The following is an 18,614-nucleotide window of genomic DNA, read 5'->3' on the forward strand; positions in this document are numbered from 1 at the left end:
CAGGTTCACCAAACTGCCTGTTCAGTGATTTACCGGAGGCAGGGGCCCGGCCTTGCCCCGAAGCCCATCCCACAGTCCTCTCAACATGAACCGCAACCGAATCCAGCGAGGGGCGAGGAACAGGCCGTTGCCTGCCAGCTTCAGGAACATGCGCGGCACATCCTGGGCAATCCACACCCGTGGCGTATAGGCACGTCCATAGAGCAGAACCCGATTGCGCATGATGAAGTAAAGGCGGAAGGGCTTGTGCACGATCACGCCATCCGGCTTCGCACGTGATGGCAGCAGCTCCTCGCCGATGCTATGGGTCATCTGCGCGTCGCAGATGCCATACAGGGAATAACCATGGCGTTTGGCCCTGAAACACCAGTCCATGTCCAGGTTGTCAATGAACAGGGATTCGTCCATTGCACCGATATCCTGCAATGCCGACATCGGCACCAGCGAACCGGAGGTGATGAGGAAATCGCAGGAAATGCGCTGGCCCGCTCCCCCTCGCAACTTGTGGTTGAACGGGAAGCCAAAGCGAACGAACGGGGCAAGCATGCCACTGCGCGAATCGCGGAACTGCGGGCCGACAGCGGCCACGCGCTCTGCGCGGGCCAATTCGATCAGTGCAGTCCCCAGGACATCCACCATCTTTGGCGCCAGCACACTATCCTGATCCATCAGCAGCACATAAGCGAAGCCGAGCGCCTGCGCCCGCTCATAGGCCCGGTTCAAGGCACTCCCGAGGCCAACGTTGTGCGCCGAGGCAACCACGCTGATCCCCTCCCTTCCGGCCAGCAGTTCGTCGACATCAACACCAGTGCTGCCATTGTCGAACACCACCAGATGCCCCACCTGCTGCAGCACACTGTCAACGACCCGCCGCAACAGGTCCGGCTCGGGCCCATAGGTGACGATGACAGCGCAGACAAGGGAGGCATCGAATGCGGGCCCCGGACCTGGCCCTTGCGGAATCACTGGATTCATGACGTCATGTCGCTGGCTGCGGAACGCAGGCTGTGTGAAAAACGATGAAAACGACCAAAGGCCATCTCCGTCAAGCCTGCAGCAATAGCATTGACAGCAAGACTGACAACTCACTGCACCGCTTGAGCGTGACGCAGCGGCTGGACTATACCCGACCAGTGCGACCTGCACGAATCCTGTCGATATCAGCGTGGTCGCAGCTCACCACCGGCGCGGCGCAGGCGATCTTCAAACGCCGGCAGTTCGGCCAGATCCGGCTGCAGCAACCGCGCCTGTTCGGCGGCATGCGCGGCGAAGGCCAGGTCACCGTTGCCGAGCCGCTCGCTGCCGATCGCCAGCCAGCGCTGGGCCAACCGCAGCCGCGCCGAGGGCAGTCCGGCTGCGGTCGGTGACAGGGTCTGCCAGGCCTGCAGGCAGGCGCCTGCCGCCTGCACGCGGTTCTGCCGCAGATTGTCGTCAAAGCAGCGTCGGCTGGCGGGCAGCAAGCGTGCGGCGGCTGCCTTCACCCGCGCATCGCGGGGAGCCAGCGACTGGGCTTCGCGCAACGCGTCGAACGCGCTGTGCCCGGGTGGGCTGATCCACTGCCCCGCGCGCTCGGCACGCTCGATCTTCCGCAGGTGGTCGCGCAGCTGGCGTTCGCGCTGCGCCGTGCTGACCGCGGGCTGCTGCAGGGCCCGCTGCGCCTGCTGCGCGCGCTGCAGGCGCTGCGCCAGTTGTTGCCGGACTGCCTGCGAAGCACCCAGCTCCGCCGCCAGGGCCGCATCACGTTGCGCCGCATCGAACTGGAAGTCGTCGGCGGACTTCTGGCTGCGTGCAACCACTGCCTGCAGGGTCTGCTCACGCCCGCGCTGGGCATTGGAATCATCGGCGGCCACCACCAGCACCGCCTGGAAGCCCTTGGCCGCAGCTTCCAGCTGCTGCCGTCGCAACGCACGCTGCGCCTGCCGCAGGCGCCGGTCGGCGGCGCGCGCGAGGGCCTCCTCGCTCGCCGGTAGATCGGCATGACCAGCATCGAACTGACGGGCACGACGCAGGAGCGCGGCCGCCTCGGCCAACTCCCCTCGATCCGCCAGCGTGCGTGCCTGCAGCAGCAGGTCGCTCAGCGCATCTTCGCGCCCTTCCAGCGCCGGCAGGTTGTCCGGCTGCAGGGCCAGGATGCGCTGGAACAAGGGCAACGCACTGCTGTCGCCGTCATCCAGGCGTCCGGCCGCGAACGCGTTACGCGCCTGCGCCAACAACGCACCAATACCGGCTCCGGCGCTGCGTCGCGCCTGCAACTGGCGGGCAACCGCATCGGCGTCGCCCTGCGGCACCTGCAGCTCACGGGCCAGTGCCAGAGCCTGCGCGCTGCCGTCCAGGTCATCCGCCTGCAGGCGATCGCGCGCCTGTTGCAGCGCTGCCGCGCCGGTATTGGCCAGGCCCTGGCGCGCCTGCGGGCGATCACCGTCCAGCGCCAGCGCCGCCTGGTAGCGCTCGCGCGCACCACTGCCATCGGCATCGCTCAGGCGCCCAGCCGCCAATGCACGATCCCCCTCAGCCAGCAGCTGTTCGATCTGCGGCTCATCCCAGAACCAGTCTGCCAACGGCTTGCGCAGCAGGACCAGCAGCACGAACACGGCCAGCGCTGCGAGCAGCGCCCAGCGCCAGATCCGGCGCGCATGGCGCGCCTGCAGCCACCACCAACGCCCCTCGCGACGGACGCGGTCCAGCGCAGGGTGTTCAGCGCCATGCGGGCGATGCGGGGGCTCGCGTTCCATGCGTGCAGGGTAGCCGGGGCAGCGTGAAGCTCAGCCGAGGCGACGCGCCTCGCTCACGCCCGGCAGCGCATCGAGCTTGCCCAGCAGCGTCGACAACTGCCCGTAGTCACTGACCTTCAGGCGCAGCCGAAGGTGGGCACGGCCACTGTTGCGCACGTTGTCACTGTGGATGTCGAGCACGTAGGCGTCTTCCTGGGCGATCAGGTTGGTGATGTCCTTCAGCAGCCAGCGGCGATCGACCGCATCGACCACCACGTCCACCTCGTAGCCGCCCCCGGCCTGGCCCCACTCCACCGGCAGGATGCGCTGCGGGCTGCTGGCCGCCAGCCGGGCCAGCGCGGCGCAGTCTGCACGATGCACGGTGACACCCCGGCTACGGGTCAGGTAGCCGATGATCGGCTCGCCGGCCACCGGCTGGCAGCAGCGTGCCAGCTGCACCAGCAGGTTGCCCACGCCCTGCACGGTGAACTTGGACTTGCCCAGGTTCTCGCGGCGCGCGGTCGGCCGCGGCAGGGCCGGTGCGGGTGCGGGCTGGCTGGCGGCACGCTCCGCCTCCAGCAGCGCACGGCTGACCTGGTTCGGGCCGGTATCGCCCAGCGCCACCTGGATGTACAGGTCATCGACGCTGTCGGCATGGAACTTCTTCGCCGCCACGGCCAGGTCCGCGTGCTGCAGGCCCAGCCGCTTCAGCTCGCGCTCGAGCAGCTCGCGACCGGCCTGCACGTTGCGCGCGCGGTCCAGCTTGTGGAACCAGCTGCGCACTTTTTCGCGCGAGCGGTTGCTGGCCAGGAAGCCGTTGGCCGGCATCAGCCAGTCGCGGCGCGGATCGGCCTCCTTGCCGGTCAGGATCTCGACGCGGTCGCCGCTGCGCAGGCGGTAGGTCAGCGGCACGATGCGGCCGTTGACCTTTGCGCCGCGGCAGCGGTGCCCGACCATGGTATGCACCTGGTAGGCGAAATCGAGCGGGGTAGCGCCCTGCGGCAGGTCCAGCACCTCGTCCTTCGGGCTCAGCGCATAGACCCGGTCCTCGGTCAGCTCGGCATCAAGCGCCCCGGCCAGTTCATTGCCCTGCCCGTCCTGCGCCTGTTCCAGCAACTGGCGCATCCAGGTGATCTTGCGGTCGAAGGACTTCTCCGCGCCCTTGCCACCTTCCTTGTACTTCCAGTGCGCGGCCACGCCCAGCTCGGCCTGCGAGTGCATCTCGTGGGTACGGATCTGCACTTCGATGGTGCGCCCTTCCGGGCCGACCACGGCGGTGTGCAGCGAGCGATAGTCGTTGGCCTTCGGGCGTGCGATGTAATCATCGAACTCGCTGGGTACCGGTGCCCACAGCGCGTGCACCACGCCCAACGCGGCATAACAGGCGGCGACGTCGTCGACCATCACGCGCACCGCACGGATGTCATACAGCTGGTCGAAGGCCAGCCGCTTCTTCTGCATCTTCCGCCAGATGCTGTAGATGTGCTTCGGGCGGCCGCTGACTTCGGCCTTGATGCCCTGGGCGACCAGCTCGCGCGACAGCACCTTCTTGACGTTCTCGACGTAACGCTCGCGGGCGATGCGGGTTTCATCCACCTCGCGGGCGATGCGGCGGTAGGTTTCCGGTTCCAGGTGGCGGAACGCCAGGTCCTCCAGCTCCCACTTCAGCTGCCAGATGCCCAGCCGATTGGCCAGGGGCGCGTGGATGTCGCGGGTCAGCTGGGCCAGCGCGCGGCGCTGCTCCTCGTCCAGCTTGTCGGCCGCGCGCATCCGCGCCAGCTGCCGTGCCAGCAGGATCGGCACCACGCGCAGGTCGCGGATGATCGCCAGCAGCAGCCGGCGCAGGCCTTCGCTGTTGCGCCCCGCCTCACGGCCGGCGTGCAGCGCCCACACCGGGTCGGCCGCATCCTGGCCATCCAGCAGGCCGATCACCGCCGCCTTGTGGTTGCCCAGCGGCAGCTGGTCCAGGCTGGCGCGCAGGCCCGGCAGGTCGAACAGCAATGCGGCCACCACTGCGCCTTCATCGGCCGAGAGCATCGCCAGCGCATCGAGAGTATCGCCCAGCACCGACCAGGTGGCACGCATCTGGTGCTCGCAATCCGGCGCTTCCCAATGCTCACGCAGGGCCTGGCGCAGCGGAGCAGGCAGCACCGCTGCCGAGGGACGGTTCAACAAGGCATCCAGGCCAGGGACGGAAGCGCGGTTCACAGCATCGAGCAGGCAAGACAGAGGCCCCTACACTAGCGCCGGCGCCGTTCAGGGACAATCACTGCACCCACCATCACCCGGCATGAAGACATGCCGCTACACTCGCCCACACACCCAGGAGAGACCCGCCATGCCTTCGATTGCCCCGCGCGTCCGTCCACGGCTGCTGGCCTGTGCCGCCGTGCTGCTGTCCCTGTCCGCGCCTGCGCTGGCCCAGCGCGTGGTGGAGGGCGACCTGCAGCAGCAGATGTCGCCCTCCGAGTTCAAGGCCGCCGGCCTGGACAAGCTCAGTGCCGGTGAACTGGCCACGCTCAACCGCTGGCTGCAGGGCAAGGTCGAGGCGGCCACCACCCAGGCCGTCGCCGCAGCGCGCGAAGAAGGCCGCCAGGAAGTGATCAAGAAGAACCGCGGCTTCCTGGACTTCGGCAGCAGCGAACCGATCGAAAGCAACCTGCAGGGCGAATTCCGTGGATTCGGCCAGGGCCGCCGCTACGTGCTGCAGAACGGCCAGGAGTGGGAGCAGATAGACGCCACGCACTATTCCGGTGGCCGCAAGGACGCCCCGGGCGTCAGCATGCGCCCAGGGGTGATGGGCGCCTGGTATATGAAGGTGGACGGGGTGAACGTGCAGCCGAAGGTTCGCCGCACCAAGTAACGCCCGGGCATTCCGGCCATGCCGGCTCCCTGCCCGGCCGGCCACGGTCGCCCGACGGGGCGACCGTGGCGCGCTCAGGCCTGGCGCAATGCAGCCACGCGCTGCGCCAGCTTCTTCGCCGAGATACCGGTGCGTGCACCCAGCTCCTGCGCGAACAGCGATACCCGCAGTTCTTCCAGATCCCAGCGCAGCGCCTGCCATTGCGGGCGATCACGCAGGCCCTGCTGCTCGCCCGCCTCCAGCGCTTCCAGGAACGGATGCAGTTCCAGCATGCGCGCCTGGTCACGCGGCGGATCACGCTTGGCACGTTCGGTGCGCAGGATCATCGCCTTCAGATAGCGCGGGTACTGCGCCAGCGCGTCGGCCGGCGTGTCGCGCAGGAAGCCGGGGTGGATCAGCCCGGCCAGCTGCGCTTCCATGTCGTCCAGGTTGCCGCGCGCCCAGCCCATCAACGGCGCTTCCAGCATCGGCTTCAGCTCCGCCACCAGCGCCAGAATGGTCTCGGCCAGCTTCAGCCGCGACATCGCCTCGCCAAACAGGGCCTTGGCGGCGTGTTCGCGACGCTGCTCGAACGCCGTCGCATCGCGGATTTCCTCCAGGCCCTCGGCCAGCACCGCGTTCATCGCCGCATCGACCAGGTCACCACGCAGCCGCTCCTGCGATTCGATCGCGGCATACAACAGGCCGGTCTTGGCACCGACCGGCAACTGCTTGCGTGCCTGCTTCACCTTCTCGGCCAGGGCGATCTCCAGCAGGCGGCGCACGCCCAGCGGATGGGCGTCCTGCGCCTGCTGGCGATCGGCGAAGATGCGCAGCGCCACGCTGTCGCCCTCGTCCAGCAGCGCCGGATAGGCTGGCACGCCGGCTTCACCGGGTACCTGCAGCGGAATCGGCGTGGCCGGGAACGTGCGCAGGCCGTCAGCCGCCATCTCGCGCCCGGCACGCGCGGCGAAGGCATCGCCAGCACGGCCACCGAATTTCGCGCGCAGCGCTTCCAGATCACGCGAGGTAGCAAGCACCTTGCCCTGTTCGTCGCGCAGCCGCAGGTTCATGTGCAGGTGCGGCTCGATCGAACCCGGCTCGAAATCCAGTGCGGTCACCGTCGCGCCGGTCGCACGTGACAGGAAACGCGCCAGCTCGCCAGTGATGGCATCAGCGCTGGGCTGCGGGAAGGCCTCGTAGAACGCGCGACCGAAGTCCGGCGCCGGCACGTAGTTGCGGCGCATCGCCTTGGGCAGGCTGCGGATCAGTGCCGAGGCCTTGTCGGCGACAAAGCCCGGCGCCAGCCAGCCCAGCTGCACCGGATCCAATGCGTTGAGCAGGTGCAGCGGCACGTCCAGGGTCACGCCATCGTCGTCGGCCCCCGGTTCGAAGCGGTAGTGCAGCGGCAAGCGCGCCTGGCCCAGCGCCAGGTACTTCGGATAGCGCTCCTGTTCGCTGCCCTCACCGGGCAACAGGTCTGCCAACGACCAGTGCAGCGCCTTGCGCTGCTCCGGCGCCAGCCCTTTCCACCAGCTATCCAGTCCCGCCGCCGAGTGGATCTGCGGCGGCACCCGGTCCAGGTACCAGCGTGCCTGCCAGTCTTCGTCGGCAACGATGCCGGCGCGGCGCAGCTTGGCTTCTTCCTCGCGCGCGACCTCCAGCACCTTCTGGTTGTCGGCGACGAAACTGGCACGGGTATTGATCTCGCCGGTCACCAGCGCCTGGCGCACGAAGATGTCATGCGCCTCGCCCGGCGCGATGCGGCCGTAATGGACCGGTTTCTTCGGTGCCAGCACCAGGCCGAACAGGCTGATCTGCTCGGACGCCAGCACCTGGCCCTGCGCGCGCGACCAGTGCGGGTCGAAGTGCTTGCGCAGCAGCAGGTGCGGCAGTTCGGCGATCACCCAGTCCGGCTCGATCGCGGCCAGGGTCATGCCCCATACCTTCTGCGTATCCAGCAGGTTGGCCACCAGCAGCCACGGCGGTGGCCGCTTGGCCAGCGCCGAACCGGGGAACGGCAGGAAGCGGCGCTGGCGTGGTGCCTGGAAATCGCCCTTCTCGGTGCGGTGACCGATCTGCGTCGGCAGGCCCGCCACCAGCGCCCGGTGCAGGGTCTGGTAGGCAGCGGCACGCACGCGTTCGCTGAAGCCGCCGCCGGCGGGCGCCTGTTCCTTCTGCGCGCGCACGGCCACCGGTGCCGGTGCGGCCTCGGCCTTGCCTTCGCGGGCCAGGCGCGCGGCACGATGCAACTGGCCGCGGGTGGCCTTTACTGAGGCCGCGTCATCACGTGCCGGTGCCGGCGCACTGCTGCCGGCCAGCAGCGGTGCCATCGATGCCTCGCTGGCCTCTTCCTTCCAGCCCAGTTCCTCGCACAGCAGCCGCAGCTGGCGATGCAGCTCGCGCCACTCGCGCATGCGCAGGAAGCCGAGGAAATGACGTCCGCACCAGTCGCGCAGCTTGGACTGGGTCAGGTCTTCGTGGGCCTGCCGGTAGGCATCCCACAGGCGCAGCACGCCGACGAACTCGGAGCGGCCATCGGCGAACTGCGCATGCGCGATGTCGGCGGCACCGCGCGCTTCCGGCGGGCGTTCGCGCGGGTCCTGGATGCCCAGGAACGAGGCAATCACCAGCATCGGCCGCAGGCAGCCTGCAGCCTGTGCGGCCACCAGCATGCGCGCCAGCTTCACGTCCACCGGCAGGCGCGCCATCTGCTTGCCGATGGTGGTCATGCGCCGCTCGGCATCGATCGCGCCCAGCTCGGTCAGCTGCTGCCAGCCATCGGCAACGGCACGCTCGTCCGGCGCCTCCAGGAACGGGAACTCCTCGATGCGGCCCAGGCCCAGCTGCAGCATGCGCAGGATCACGCCGGCCAGGCTGGAACGGCGGATTTCCGGATCGGTGAACTCCGGCCGCGCCTGGAAATCCGCCTCGGCGTACAGGCGGTAGCAGATGCCTTCGGCGATACGGCCGCAGCGACCCTTGCGCTGGTTGGCGCTGGCCTGCGAGATCGGCTCGATGTGCAGGCGATCCAGCTTGTTGCGCGGGCTGTAGCGCTTGACGCGGGCGAAGCCCGGATCGACCACGTAGCGGATGCGTGGCACCGTCAGCGAGGTCTCGGCCACGTTGGTGGCCAGCACGATGCGCCGGTTCGGCCCGGGGTTGAACACCCGGTCCTGGTCCTGGTTGGACAGGCGCGCGTACAGCGGCAGCACCTCGGTATTGCGGTACTTGCGCCGTTCCAGCGACTGGTGCGCATCGCGGATCTCGCGCTCGCCCGGCAGGAAGATCAGCACGTCGCCGCGTGCGTCCAGGCGGGTGATCTCGTCGACAGCCGACACGATGGCATCGTTGACGGTGCGTTCGCCCTGGTCTTCGCCCTCGCCTTCCAGCGCGCGGTAGCGCACTTCCACCGGGTAGGTGCGGCCTTCGACGCTGATCACCGGTGCGTTGTCGAAATGCTGGGCGAAGCGTTCGGTGTCGATGGTGGCCGAAGTGACGATCAGCTTCAGGTCCGGGCGCTTGCGCAGCAGCTGCTTCAGGTAGCCCAGCAGAAAGTCGATGTTGAGGCTGCGTTCGTGTGCCTCGTCGACGATGATCGTGTCGTAGTTCGACAACCAGCGGTCGCTGGCGATCTCCGCCAGCAGGATGCCGTCGGTCATGAACTTGATGCGGCTGTCGTCGCTGACCTTGTCATTGAAGCGTACCTGGTAGCCCACCAGCTGGCCCAGTTCGCTCTGCAGTTCCTGCGCCACGCGGCTGGCCACCGCACGTGCGGCGATCCGTCGCGGCTGGGTGCAGCCGATCATGCCGGCCTGGCCACGGCCTGCGGCCAGGCACAGTTTCGGCAGCTGGGTGGTCTTGCCCGAACCGGTTTCACCGGCGATCACCACCACCTGGTGGTCGCGGATCAGTTTGATGATCGCGTCGGCTTCACGCGCAATCGGCAGCTGCGGGTCCAGAGTAATGGACGGCTGCTGTTGCGCCCGCACCTGCCGGCGCTGCACCGACGCCTGCAAGGCCTGCTCGAAAGTAGCGGCCAGTGCCGCATCCTGCGGCTTGGCCTGGCAACGCGAGAGCATTCCCAGCAAACGGCCCCGGTCGCGGCTCATGGCGCCGTCGATGGCGGCGCGCTGTTGGCGCAGGCGGGGCAATGGATTTTTATCGATAGAGTTCATCAATCGGTTCGTTCAAAACTTTGAAAGCGACCAGTCATCACGACCGGTTTATTGTGAAGGCCAACGATTCCATAAGGAGGAACCTCATGGCGAAGACCAAAAGCACGACCAAGGCCAAGACCGGCAAGCAGAAGCTTGCAGCGGCGGCACCGTCGGCGCCGAACATCGATATCGGGATCACCCAGGGCGACCGCAAGAAGATCGCCGACGGTCTGTCGCGCTTCCAGGCCGATGCGTTCACGCTCTACCTGAAGACGCACAACTTCCACTGGAACGTGACCGGGTCGATGTTCAACTCGCTGCACACCATGTTCGAGACGCAGTACACCGAGCAGTGGGCGGCACTGGACGACGTGGCCGAGCGCATCCGCGCGCTGGGCTTCAATGCCCCGGGCTCCTACCGGGAATTCGCTGCGCTGACCTCGATCGTCGAGGAACCGGGCCTGACCGACAGTGCGGACTGGCGTGAAATGGTACGCCAGTTGGTGGTCGCCAACGAAGCGGTATGCCGTACGGCGCGTGAAGTGCTAGATGTGGCGGCCAAGGGTGACGATGCCCCGACCGAGGATCTGATGACCCAGCGGCTGCAGACGCACGAGAAGTACGCCTGGATGCTGCGCTCGCTGTTGCAGTAAGGGTTGGGGGTGTTCGGCAGGGCTTGCAGCCCTGCACCCGCCGAAGCCTTCAAGCCAGAGCCAGAGCAAAAGCCAGTTTCCTGAAGGTTGGCGGGGTGGGTCCGGTTGAGGGGGACGCCGTAAACCCGTCCATGGGGGCTTGGTCGCGGCATCCATGCCGCTCACACCCCCTCAACCGGACCCACCCCGCCTTCGACAGATTTCCGCGATCTGCCAGGGCATTGCTTGGGGTCAGATCCGTTTTCCGCAGGAAAACGGATCTGACCCCATTTTGATTGTCGATATCTGACAGATTTCATCCACGCATGGCGTGGATCTACCGCCCACCGGGCCAAGTCCGGGGGAGAGCCCCCTGAGTCAGGGGGCGGACGCGAAGCGGCGGGGGTCTGGGAGCTGGTAAGTGGGGCCCGCGTTTCGCGCAGCGAAGCGTGGGAGCGGCAGCGCGCATGCGATGGCGCGTTCCCAGGGCGCAGCCCTGCCGCCGCCTCCGGGAGGTAAACTAGCGCGATGGCTTCCCGTCCCGCGCACGACCTGCTTCAACGCGTCTTTGGTTACGACGATTTCCGTGGTCCGCAGCAGGACATCGTGGAGCATGTGGCTGCCGGTCACGACGCCCTGGTGCTGATGCCCACCGGCGGCGGCAAATCGCTGTGCTATCAGGTCCCGGCCCTGCTGCGTGACGGTTGCGGCATCGTCATCTCGCCGCTGATCGCACTGATGCAGGACCAGGTCGAAGCCCTGCGCCAGCTCGGCGTGCGCGCCGAGTACCTGAATTCAACCCTGGATGCCGAGACCGCCGGCCGCGTCGAGCGCGAGCTGCTCGCCGGCGAACTGGACATGCTGTATGTCGCCCCTGAGCGGCTGCTGACCGGGCGTTTCCTGTCGCTGCTGTCGCGCAGCCAGATCGCCCTGTTCGCCATCGACGAAGCACACTGCGTGTCGCAGTGGGGCCATGACTTCCGCCCCGAATATCGCCAGTTGACCGTGCTGCACGAGCGTTGGCCGCAGATCCCGCGGATCGCGCTGACCGCCACCGCCGATCCGCCGACCCAGCGCGAGATCGCCGAGCGCCTCGATCTGCAGGAAGCGCGCCATTTTGTCAGTTCCTTCGACCGTCCCAACATCCGCTACACCGTGGTGCAGAAGGACAACGCCCGCAAGCAGCTGACCGACTTCCTGCGCGGCCACCGTGGCGAGGCCGGCATCGTCTACTGCATGTCGCGGCGCAAGGTCGAGGAGACCGCTGAATTCCTCTGCGGCCAGGGCTTCAACGCTCTGCCTTACCACGCCGGCCTGCCGCCGGAAGTGCGCGCCGGCAACCAGCGCCGCTTCCTGCGCGAGGACGGCATCGTGATGTGTGCCACCATCGCCTTCGGCATGGGCATCGACAAGCCGGACGTGCGCTTCGTCGCGCATACCGACCTGCCCAAGTCGATGGAGGGCTACTACCAGGAAACCGGACGCGCAGGCCGCGATGGCGAAGCCGCCGAGGCCTGGCTGTGCTACGGCCTGGGTGATGTGGTACTGCTCAAGCAGATGATCGAGCAGTCCGAGGCGGGCGAAGAGCGCAAGCAGCTGGAGCGGGCCAAGCTCGACCATCTACTGGGCTACTGCGAATCGATGCAGTGCCGCCGCCAGGTGCTGCTGGCCGGCTTCGGCGAGACCTACCCCCAGCCTTGCGGCAACTGCGACAACTGCCTGACGCCACCGGCCTCGTGGGACGCGACCATACCGGCACAGAAGGCGCTGAGCTGCGTCTATCGAAGCGGCCAGCGCTTCGGTGTCGGCCACCTGATCGACATCCTGCGCGGCAGCGAGAACGAGAAGGTGAGGCAGCAGGGCCACGACAAGCTGAGCACTTATGCCATCGGCCGCGACCTCGATGCACGCACCTGGCGCAGCGTGTTCCGCCAGCTGGTCGCGGCCAGCCTGCTGGAAGTGGACAGCGAGGGTCACGGTGGCCTGCGCCTGACCGATGCCAGCCGCGACGTGTTGACCGGCCGCCGCCAGATCAGCATGCGCCGCGACCCGGCCAGCAGCACCAGCGGACGCGAGCGCAGCGCGCAGCGCACCGGCCTGTCGGTGCTGCCGCAGGACCTGGCCCTGTTCAACGCGCTGCGCGGCCTGCGCGCCGAACTGGCCCGGGAACAGAACGTACCGGCGTTCGTGATCTTCCACGACAGCACCCTGCGCAACATCGCCGAGCAGCGCCCGACCAGCCTGGATGAACTGGCCCGGGTCGGCGGCATCGGCGGTACCAAACTGAGCCGCTACGGCCCGCGCCTGGTCGAGATCGTGCGTGAAGAGGGCTGACGGTATCGCGTTGCCGCGCTGCGCGGCCGCCGGGCATGGCCCCAACGGCGCGCGGGCGCCCCTGTAGAGCCGAGCCCACGCTCGGCTGCCTCTGCGCGAACAGCAGCCGAGCGTGGGCTCGGCTCTACGCTGGTGCAGGTCCAATCTTGAACCGGCCATTCAGCCGGAAGTGCATCCGCGTCCGCTTGCGGCTAGATTAGCGTCATGTCCCTGGCCTCGACCCTGCTCCGCGTCGTGCTCATGCTCAGCCTGTTGCTCAACGGGCTGAACGCGGCCATGGCCCGTGGTCACGAGGAAATGGGCCGGATGGCCCACGCCGCAGCCGCGGCTGTTGATGGCGGCACTGCCGACTGCCACCACCACGCGGGCATGCAGGCCGACCCGGCCCCGCAGGCCAAGGCCCCGGCCCACGACGCCCACTGCCAGATCAAGGACTGCGTGCGCAGCTGCGCCCAGCACCCGCTGCTGGTGGTGCAGCCGTTGCCGTTCATGGCCGGACCGGCGCTGTCGCTGGCCCCGCAGCCGATGCCGGCCACCGGCCGGCCGGCGCCGCCGCTGCCGCCGATCTCACGCCCTCCCATCGGCTGATTCCACACGCACCGTGCGCCCTGCGCACCGCAGCCGGCCGCCTGCCGGCGTCTTTACGTGTCTGGAGTCACCACCATGAATACCCGTATCCCCCGCGGTCCGGGCCCTGTGCCCATGCCGTCGCGCCGCCTGTTCGTGCAGGGCCTGGCCGCCGGTGGCGTGGTTGCCGGCATCGCCGCTGTCGGCGTGCCGCAGCGCGCGCTCGCCGCCGCCACTGCCGCCCCACGCCTGGCCGGCGCCCCCGCCGTGCTCAGCGACACCCGCATCGAACTGGCCATCGGCGAATCGCTGGCCAACTTCACTGGCCGCACCCGTCCGGCGATCACCGTCAATGGATCGCTGCCGGCACCGATCCTGCGCTGGCGCGAAGGCCAGACCGTGGACCTGTTCGTGCGCAACACCCTGGAACGCCACCCGACCTCGATCCATTGGCACGGCATCCTGCTGCCTGCGAACATGGACGGTGTGCCGGGACTGAGCTTCAATGGCATCGGCCCCGGTGAGACCTACCACTACCACTTCGAACTGAAGCAGTCGGGTACCTACTGGTACCACAGCCACTCGATGTTCCAGGAGCAGGCCGGCCTGTACGGAGCGCTGATCATCGACCCGGCCGAGCCGGCGCCCTACCACCACGACCGCGAGCACGTGATCCTGCTGTCCGACTGGACCGACATGGACCCCGGCGCGCTGTTCCGGCGCATGAAGAAGCTCGCCGAGCATGACAACTACTACAAGCGCACCCTGCCCGACTTCCTGCGTGACGTGAAGCGCGACGGTTGGTCGGCCGCGTTGTCCGACCGTGGCATGTGGGGGCGGATGCGGATGACGCCCACCGACATCTCCGACATCAATGCGCACACCTACACCTACCTGATGAATGGCACCGCGCCGGCCGGCAACTGGACCGGGCTGTTCCGCAGCGGCGAGAAAGTGCTGCTGCGCTTCATCAACGGCGCCTCGATGACCTACTTCGACGTGCGCATTCCCGGCCTGAAAATGACCGTGGTCGCCGCCGACGGCCAGTACATCCATCCGGTCAGCATCGACGAGTTCCGCATCGCGCCGGCCGAAACCTACGACGTGCTGGTGGAACCGACCGGGCAGGACGCGTTCACCATCTTCTGCCAGGACATGGGCCGTACCGGCTTTGCCGCCGGAACGCTGGCAGTCCGCCATGGTCTGCAGGCACCGATTCCCGCGCGCGACCCACGCCCGTTGCTGACGATGAGCGACATGGGGCACGACATGGGTAGTGGTGGCCATGGTGGCCACGACATGGCCGCGATGAAGGGCATGGAAGGCGGCTGCGGCGCCAGCATGGGCCACGGTGCGCACAGCGGTAGCGATGCCGCCAGCAAGGCACCGAAGCACCCGGCCAGTGAGCGCAACAACCCGCTGGTGGACATGCAGAGCTCGGCCACCGAACCGAAGCTGGACGATCCCGGCATCGGCCTGCGCGACAACGGTCGCCAGGTACTCACCTACGGCGCGATGCGCAGCCTGTTCGAGGACCCCGATGGCCGCGAGCCGAGCCGCGAGATCGAGCTGCACCTGACCGGCCACATGGAGAAGTTCTCCTGGTCATTCGATGGCATTCCGTTCGCCAGCGCCGAGCCGCTGCGACTGAACTACGGCGAGCGCATGCGCATCGTATTGGTCAACGACACCATGATGCAGCACCCGATCCACCTGCACGGCGTGTGGAGTGATCTGGAGAACGCGCAGGGCGAATTCCAGCTGCGCAAGCACACCATCGACATGCCACCCGGCACCCGCCGCAGTTACCGCGTGCGTGCCGATGCGCTCGGTCGCTGGGCCTATCACTGCCATCTGCTGTACCACATGGAAGCGGGCATGATGCGCGAAGTGAGGATCGAAGAATGAGCCGCTCACTGCTTTCCCCCAGCCTGCTGGCCCTGGGCCTGGCCGCCGCATTGCCGGTGTTCGCGCAGTCGCATGCCGGGCATGACATGGGCACGATGGACCCGCCGCCGAAGACCGCGAAGACCCCGGCCGAACCGGTCGATCATTCGAAGATGGATCATTCGAAGATGAACATGGGTGCGGCGGGTCAGGCCGGCATGGACCACTCCACGATGGACCACTCGAAGATGGACCATGGCGCGATGCAGCCAGCGGCGATGGACCATTCCACGATGGATCACGCCGCCATGGGTCACGGCACGCCCGCACCGATCGAACCGCGCGAGCCGATCCCGGTTCCCACCGATGCCGACCGCGCTGCCGCCTTCCCTCCGATCGCGCATGGTGCGATGGAGCATGCACCACAGATCAACAGCCTGCTGCTGATCGATCGCCTCGAACACTGGGACGGCAAGAACAGCACCGGCCAGGCCTGGGAGGCCACCGGCTGGATCGGTGGCAACATCAACCGCCTGTGGTTGCGCACCGATGGCGAACGCAGCCGCGGCAGCACGGAATCGTCGTCACTGGAAGCACTGTATGGTCGCAGCGTATCGCCGTGGTGGGACGTGCTGATCGGCGTGCGCCAGGACTTCCGGCCGGCCGACTCGCGCACCTGGGCGGCCATCGGCATCCAGGGCCTGGCGCCGTACAAGTTCGAAAGCTCGGCGACGCTGTACATGGGTTCCGGTGGTCAGGTGCTGGCCAAGGCCGAGGTCGAGTACGACGTGCTGCTGACCAACCGCCTGATCCTGCAGCCGCTGCTGGAAGCCACCGTCGCAGCCAAGGATGAGCCGGAGTACGGCATCGGTCGCGGACTGAACAAGGTTGAAGCCGGGCTGCGCCTGCGTTATGAGTTCAGTCGTCGTTTCGCGCCGTACATCGGCATCAGCCACGAGCGCACGTTTGGCGACACCGCCGATCATGCTGGCGACCACGCACGCGACACGCGCTGGGTGGCGGGCGTGCGCATGTGGTTCTGAGCAGCGGTTCGTGAGCATTGGCCAGCCCCGGCAGCCGCCGGGGCCGGCTACACTGCGCCACGTTCCAATGCAGGCTCCGCCATGTCGCTGCAGATCCGCCGCGCCACCCTTGCCGATGTCGACGCCCTGTCGGCCATCGCGATTGCCACCTACAACGAAACCTGGGGCGACTCGTACCCGGCGCAGGAGCTGCAGGATTTCCTGCAGGCGCACTACAGCAGCGAACCGCAGCGCGCCGAACTGTCCGACCCGCGCAGCGCGATCTGGCTGCTGGTGGACGGCGACAACGTGGTCGGCTACCTGGCTGCTGGTGCCAACACCCTGCCGCATGCCGAGGCCCGCGAAGGCGACATCGAACTGAAGCGGTTCTACATCCTGGCCGCACACCAGAACGGCGGCCATGGTGCACGCCTGATGGACGCGTTCATGGCCTGGCTGGACCAGCCGCACCGCCGCACCCTGTGGGTGGGCGTCTGGGAGGAGAACTTCGGCGCGCAGCGCTTCTACGCGCGCTATGGCTGCAGCAAGGTCGGCGAGTACGACTTCATCGTCGGGGATACGCGCGACCGCGAGTTCATCCTGCGGCGGACGTGATCACGCGCTCCATGTAGAGTCGAGCTTGCTCGACTATAGGCGGCAACATCCAGTCGAGCATGGCTCGACGCTACAAACTAGAAATCGAACAACTCAGACAGGAAGCTGTCCTTTTTCTTTTTCTTGTATCCGTGGCCCCGGTTGTCCTCGTAGCGCTGGCCCAAGTGGCGGGTATCACGATGCATCACCGGCGGCGGCGTGGTCGCCGGCTGCGCCTGCACAGGTGCCGGCGGCGGCAGCGCAGCGCCGGCGCGTTCGATGATCTTGTCCAGCTCGCCACGGTCCAGCCACACGCCACGGCAGCCGGGGCAGTAATCGATCTCGATGCCATGGCGCTCGGCCATCTGCAGGGTCTGGGTCTTGCACACGGGGCACAGCATGGGCATGGCTCCTGAAGGTCTGGCAACGACTCTACCTGCCCACCGATGACTGTGCGGCAACACATGACCGATGGCACACAGACTTCCGGCGCGTGCCAGCGTCCCCGGCCGCCTTCCACACTCCACGCTGGTTCCGCAGGGAGTGCGTGCATGACCGTCCTGTCCCGCCTGCCCGACGCCGCGCGCCTGCTGCTGGTGCTGCTCGGCGTCGGCGTTGGCCTGAATCTGCGCGATGTCGCTGCGGCCGCAGGCGCGCCGATTCCCGCCTTGCCTATGCCCTACGGCGGCAGCCTGCTGGACAACGCACTGGCCGTCCTGCTGGCGCTGCTCCTGGCCGCACTGCTGCGCCCGCATGGGGTGGGCCTGATGGCCAGCCTGGGGCTGCACGGGAACGGCTGGCGCGGCCCGTTTTGGGTGCTGCTGGCCAGCCTGCCCTGCTGGCTGGGCCTGGCGGTGCTGGGCACGCCCAACACCGCACTGACCGCACTCGATGCGACGATGCTCGCCGTGCTGTTCCCACTGGCCGAGGAAGTGCTGTTCCGTGGCCTCGGCTTCGTGCTGCTGGTGAAGCTCATGCGTGGCCCATGGTCCCTGCTTGCGCTGCCGCAGGCGCTGCTGTTCGGTTGGGTGCACTGGCTGGGCTTCGGCGGCTTCGACGGCGGCGGCACTGCCCTGTTCGTCGGCGCGGTCATCGCACTGGGCGGCTTCATCTTCGCTTGGCTTGACCATCTGGACGGCGACACCCTGTGGTGCGGCCTGGTGCTGCATGTATCGATGAACATGGCGTGGAACGTGTTCAACCTCGACGACGCCGTCGCGCTGGGCTGGCAGGCCACCAGCCTGCGTATCGGCGCCGCGCTGCTGGCGGTGGCGGTGCTGGCCTGGCGGGTACGCCAGCGACGCCCGCGCCTGCTGTAACGCTCACTTAGCCTGCCGTGCACGCCGGGATCACCCCCGGCTTGCGCATACTTGCGCGCCTTTTCATTGCTGCTTTCCGGAGCTGTAGCGCCATGTTGCTGTCCAAGCGCCACGTTGAACCCCGCGTCCTGCTGATCGAGGACGCAGAGGAAACCCGCGAGCTGAGCCGTCTTGCGCTGGAAAGCCAGGCCTGCCACGTGGTGGGCGTGAGCTCTGCCGAAGCAGCATTGGGCCTGCTGGCCGCAGGTGAGCGTTTCGACCTGCTGTTCACCGACGTCAACCTGGGCCCGATCAGCGGCATTGAAGCCGCCAACCGGGTCCGCGGCCTGTATCCCCAGCTGCCGATCCTGGTGACGTCGGGCATGGACCAGCACCAGGTGCTGCCGCAGCTGCGCGACGGCATTCATTTCCTGCCCAAGCCCTACAACATGAGCGAGCTGCTCGACGCCATCCGCCTGTGCTTCCGGCACGCCGATGTGGGCGTATTGATCGGGCCGGATGCGCAGGCAGCGTGAGGCGTTGATCCACACATGGCGTGGATCTACC

14 protein-coding genes are annotated in these 18,614 nt (G+C 67.6%); 9 read left to right on the plus strand and 5 right to left on the minus strand.

Going from position 1 to position 18,614, the window contains the following annotated elements; genetic code table 11:
- Positions 1–21 precede the first annotated feature (21 nt).
- The 3 genes from ACSYHF_RS15485 to ACSYHF_RS15495 form a co-directional block, all read right to left on the minus strand.
- Positions 22–975 carry a glycosyltransferase family 2 protein gene (locus tag ACSYHF_RS15485; RefSeq protein WP_069139357.1) on the minus strand — a complete coding sequence of 318 codons (954 nt, stop codon included), beginning with the start codon at positions 973–975 and terminating at the stop codon, positions 22–24.
- Between the two features lie 185 nt (positions 976–1,160).
- Complete coding sequence (locus tag ACSYHF_RS15490; protein ID WP_447575781.1) at positions 1,161–2,732, minus strand: hypothetical protein; 1,572 nt, start codon at positions 2,730–2,732, stop codon at positions 1,161–1,163.
- Positions 2,733–2,762: 30 nt separating this feature from the next.
- Positions 2,763–4,919, minus strand: coding sequence for a RelA/SpoT family protein (locus tag ACSYHF_RS15495; RefSeq protein WP_032954415.1), 2,157 nt, complete (start codon positions 4,917–4,919; stop codon positions 2,763–2,765).
- A gap of 130 nt (positions 4,920–5,049) precedes the next feature.
- Between ACSYHF_RS15495 and ACSYHF_RS15500 the strand changes: the two genes are divergently transcribed.
- A complete protein-coding gene (locus tag ACSYHF_RS15500) occupies positions 5,050–5,574 on the plus strand; it encodes a hypothetical protein (protein ID WP_053500608.1) in 525 nt (174 codons plus the stop codon).
- Between the two features lie 74 nt (positions 5,575–5,648).
- Here ACSYHF_RS15500 and hrpA read toward each other — a convergent pair whose 3' ends face one another.
- Entirely contained in the window at positions 5,649–9,731 is a 4,083-nt protein-coding gene (hrpA, locus tag ACSYHF_RS15505; RefSeq protein WP_447575782.1) for an ATP-dependent RNA helicase HrpA, read from the minus strand.
- A gap of 86 nt (positions 9,732–9,817) precedes the next feature.
- On the opposite strand from hrpA, the gene ACSYHF_RS15510 reads away from it, so the two are divergent.
- The 6 genes from ACSYHF_RS15510 to ACSYHF_RS15535 all read left to right on the plus strand — a co-directional run bounded on the left by ACSYHF_RS15510 (position 9,818) and on the right by ACSYHF_RS15535 (position 16,770).
- Positions 9,818–10,366 (plus strand): Dps family protein, encoded by a 549-nt coding sequence (locus tag ACSYHF_RS15510; protein WP_005418469.1) that lies wholly within the window; start codon positions 9,818–9,820, stop codon positions 10,364–10,366.
- Positions 10,367–10,873: 507 nt separating this feature from the next.
- Complete coding sequence (gene recQ / locus ACSYHF_RS15515; protein ID WP_005418471.1) at positions 10,874–12,679, plus strand: DNA helicase RecQ; 1,806 nt, start codon at positions 10,874–10,876, stop codon at positions 12,677–12,679.
- A 204-nt stretch (positions 12,680–12,883) separates the two neighbouring features.
- Entirely contained in the window at positions 12,884–13,267 is a 384-nt protein-coding gene (locus ACSYHF_RS15520; protein ID WP_197599062.1) for a CopL family metal-binding regulatory protein, read from the plus strand.
- 75 nt (positions 13,268–13,342) lie between these two features.
- A complete protein-coding gene (locus tag ACSYHF_RS15525) occupies positions 13,343–15,154 on the plus strand; it encodes a copper resistance system multicopper oxidase (protein ID WP_447575783.1) in 1,812 nt (603 codons plus the stop codon).
- Positions 15,151–16,176, plus strand: a complete 1,026-nt coding sequence (locus tag ACSYHF_RS15530) for a copper resistance protein B (protein WP_065196667.1) — start codon at positions 15,151–15,153, stop codon at positions 16,174–16,176. Before ACSYHF_RS15525 ends, ACSYHF_RS15530 begins: the two co-directional genes overlap by 4 nt.
- Positions 16,177–16,257: 81 nt before the next feature.
- Positions 16,258–16,770 (plus strand): GNAT family N-acetyltransferase, encoded by a 513-nt coding sequence (locus ACSYHF_RS15535; protein ID WP_005418491.1) that lies wholly within the window; start codon positions 16,258–16,260, stop codon positions 16,768–16,770.
- A 77-nt stretch (positions 16,771–16,847) separates the two neighbouring features.
- Here the strand turns inward: ACSYHF_RS15535 and ACSYHF_RS15540 are convergent, their stop codons facing one another.
- Positions 16,848–17,150: a TFIIB-type zinc ribbon-containing protein gene (locus ACSYHF_RS15540; RefSeq protein WP_053499357.1), complete on the minus strand. Its 303-nt coding sequence runs from the start codon at positions 17,148–17,150 to the stop codon at positions 16,848–16,850.
- Between the two features lie 150 nt (positions 17,151–17,300).
- Between ACSYHF_RS15540 and ACSYHF_RS15545 the strand changes: the two genes are divergently transcribed.
- Together ACSYHF_RS15545 and ACSYHF_RS15550 are read left to right on the plus strand one after the other, a co-directional pair.
- Positions 17,301–18,068: a CPBP family glutamic-type intramembrane protease gene (locus ACSYHF_RS15545; RefSeq protein WP_447575784.1), complete on the plus strand. Its 768-nt coding sequence runs from the start codon at positions 17,301–17,303 to the stop codon at positions 18,066–18,068.
- A gap of 92 nt (positions 18,069–18,160) precedes the next feature.
- Positions 18,161–18,583 carry a response regulator gene (locus ACSYHF_RS15550; RefSeq protein ID WP_005418495.1) on the plus strand — a complete coding sequence of 141 codons (423 nt, stop codon included), beginning with the start codon at positions 18,161–18,163 and terminating at the stop codon, positions 18,581–18,583.
- Positions 18,584–18,614: the final 31 nt, after the last annotated feature.

It is taken from the genome of Stenotrophomonas maltophilia group sp. P373, from assembly GCF_053295075.1.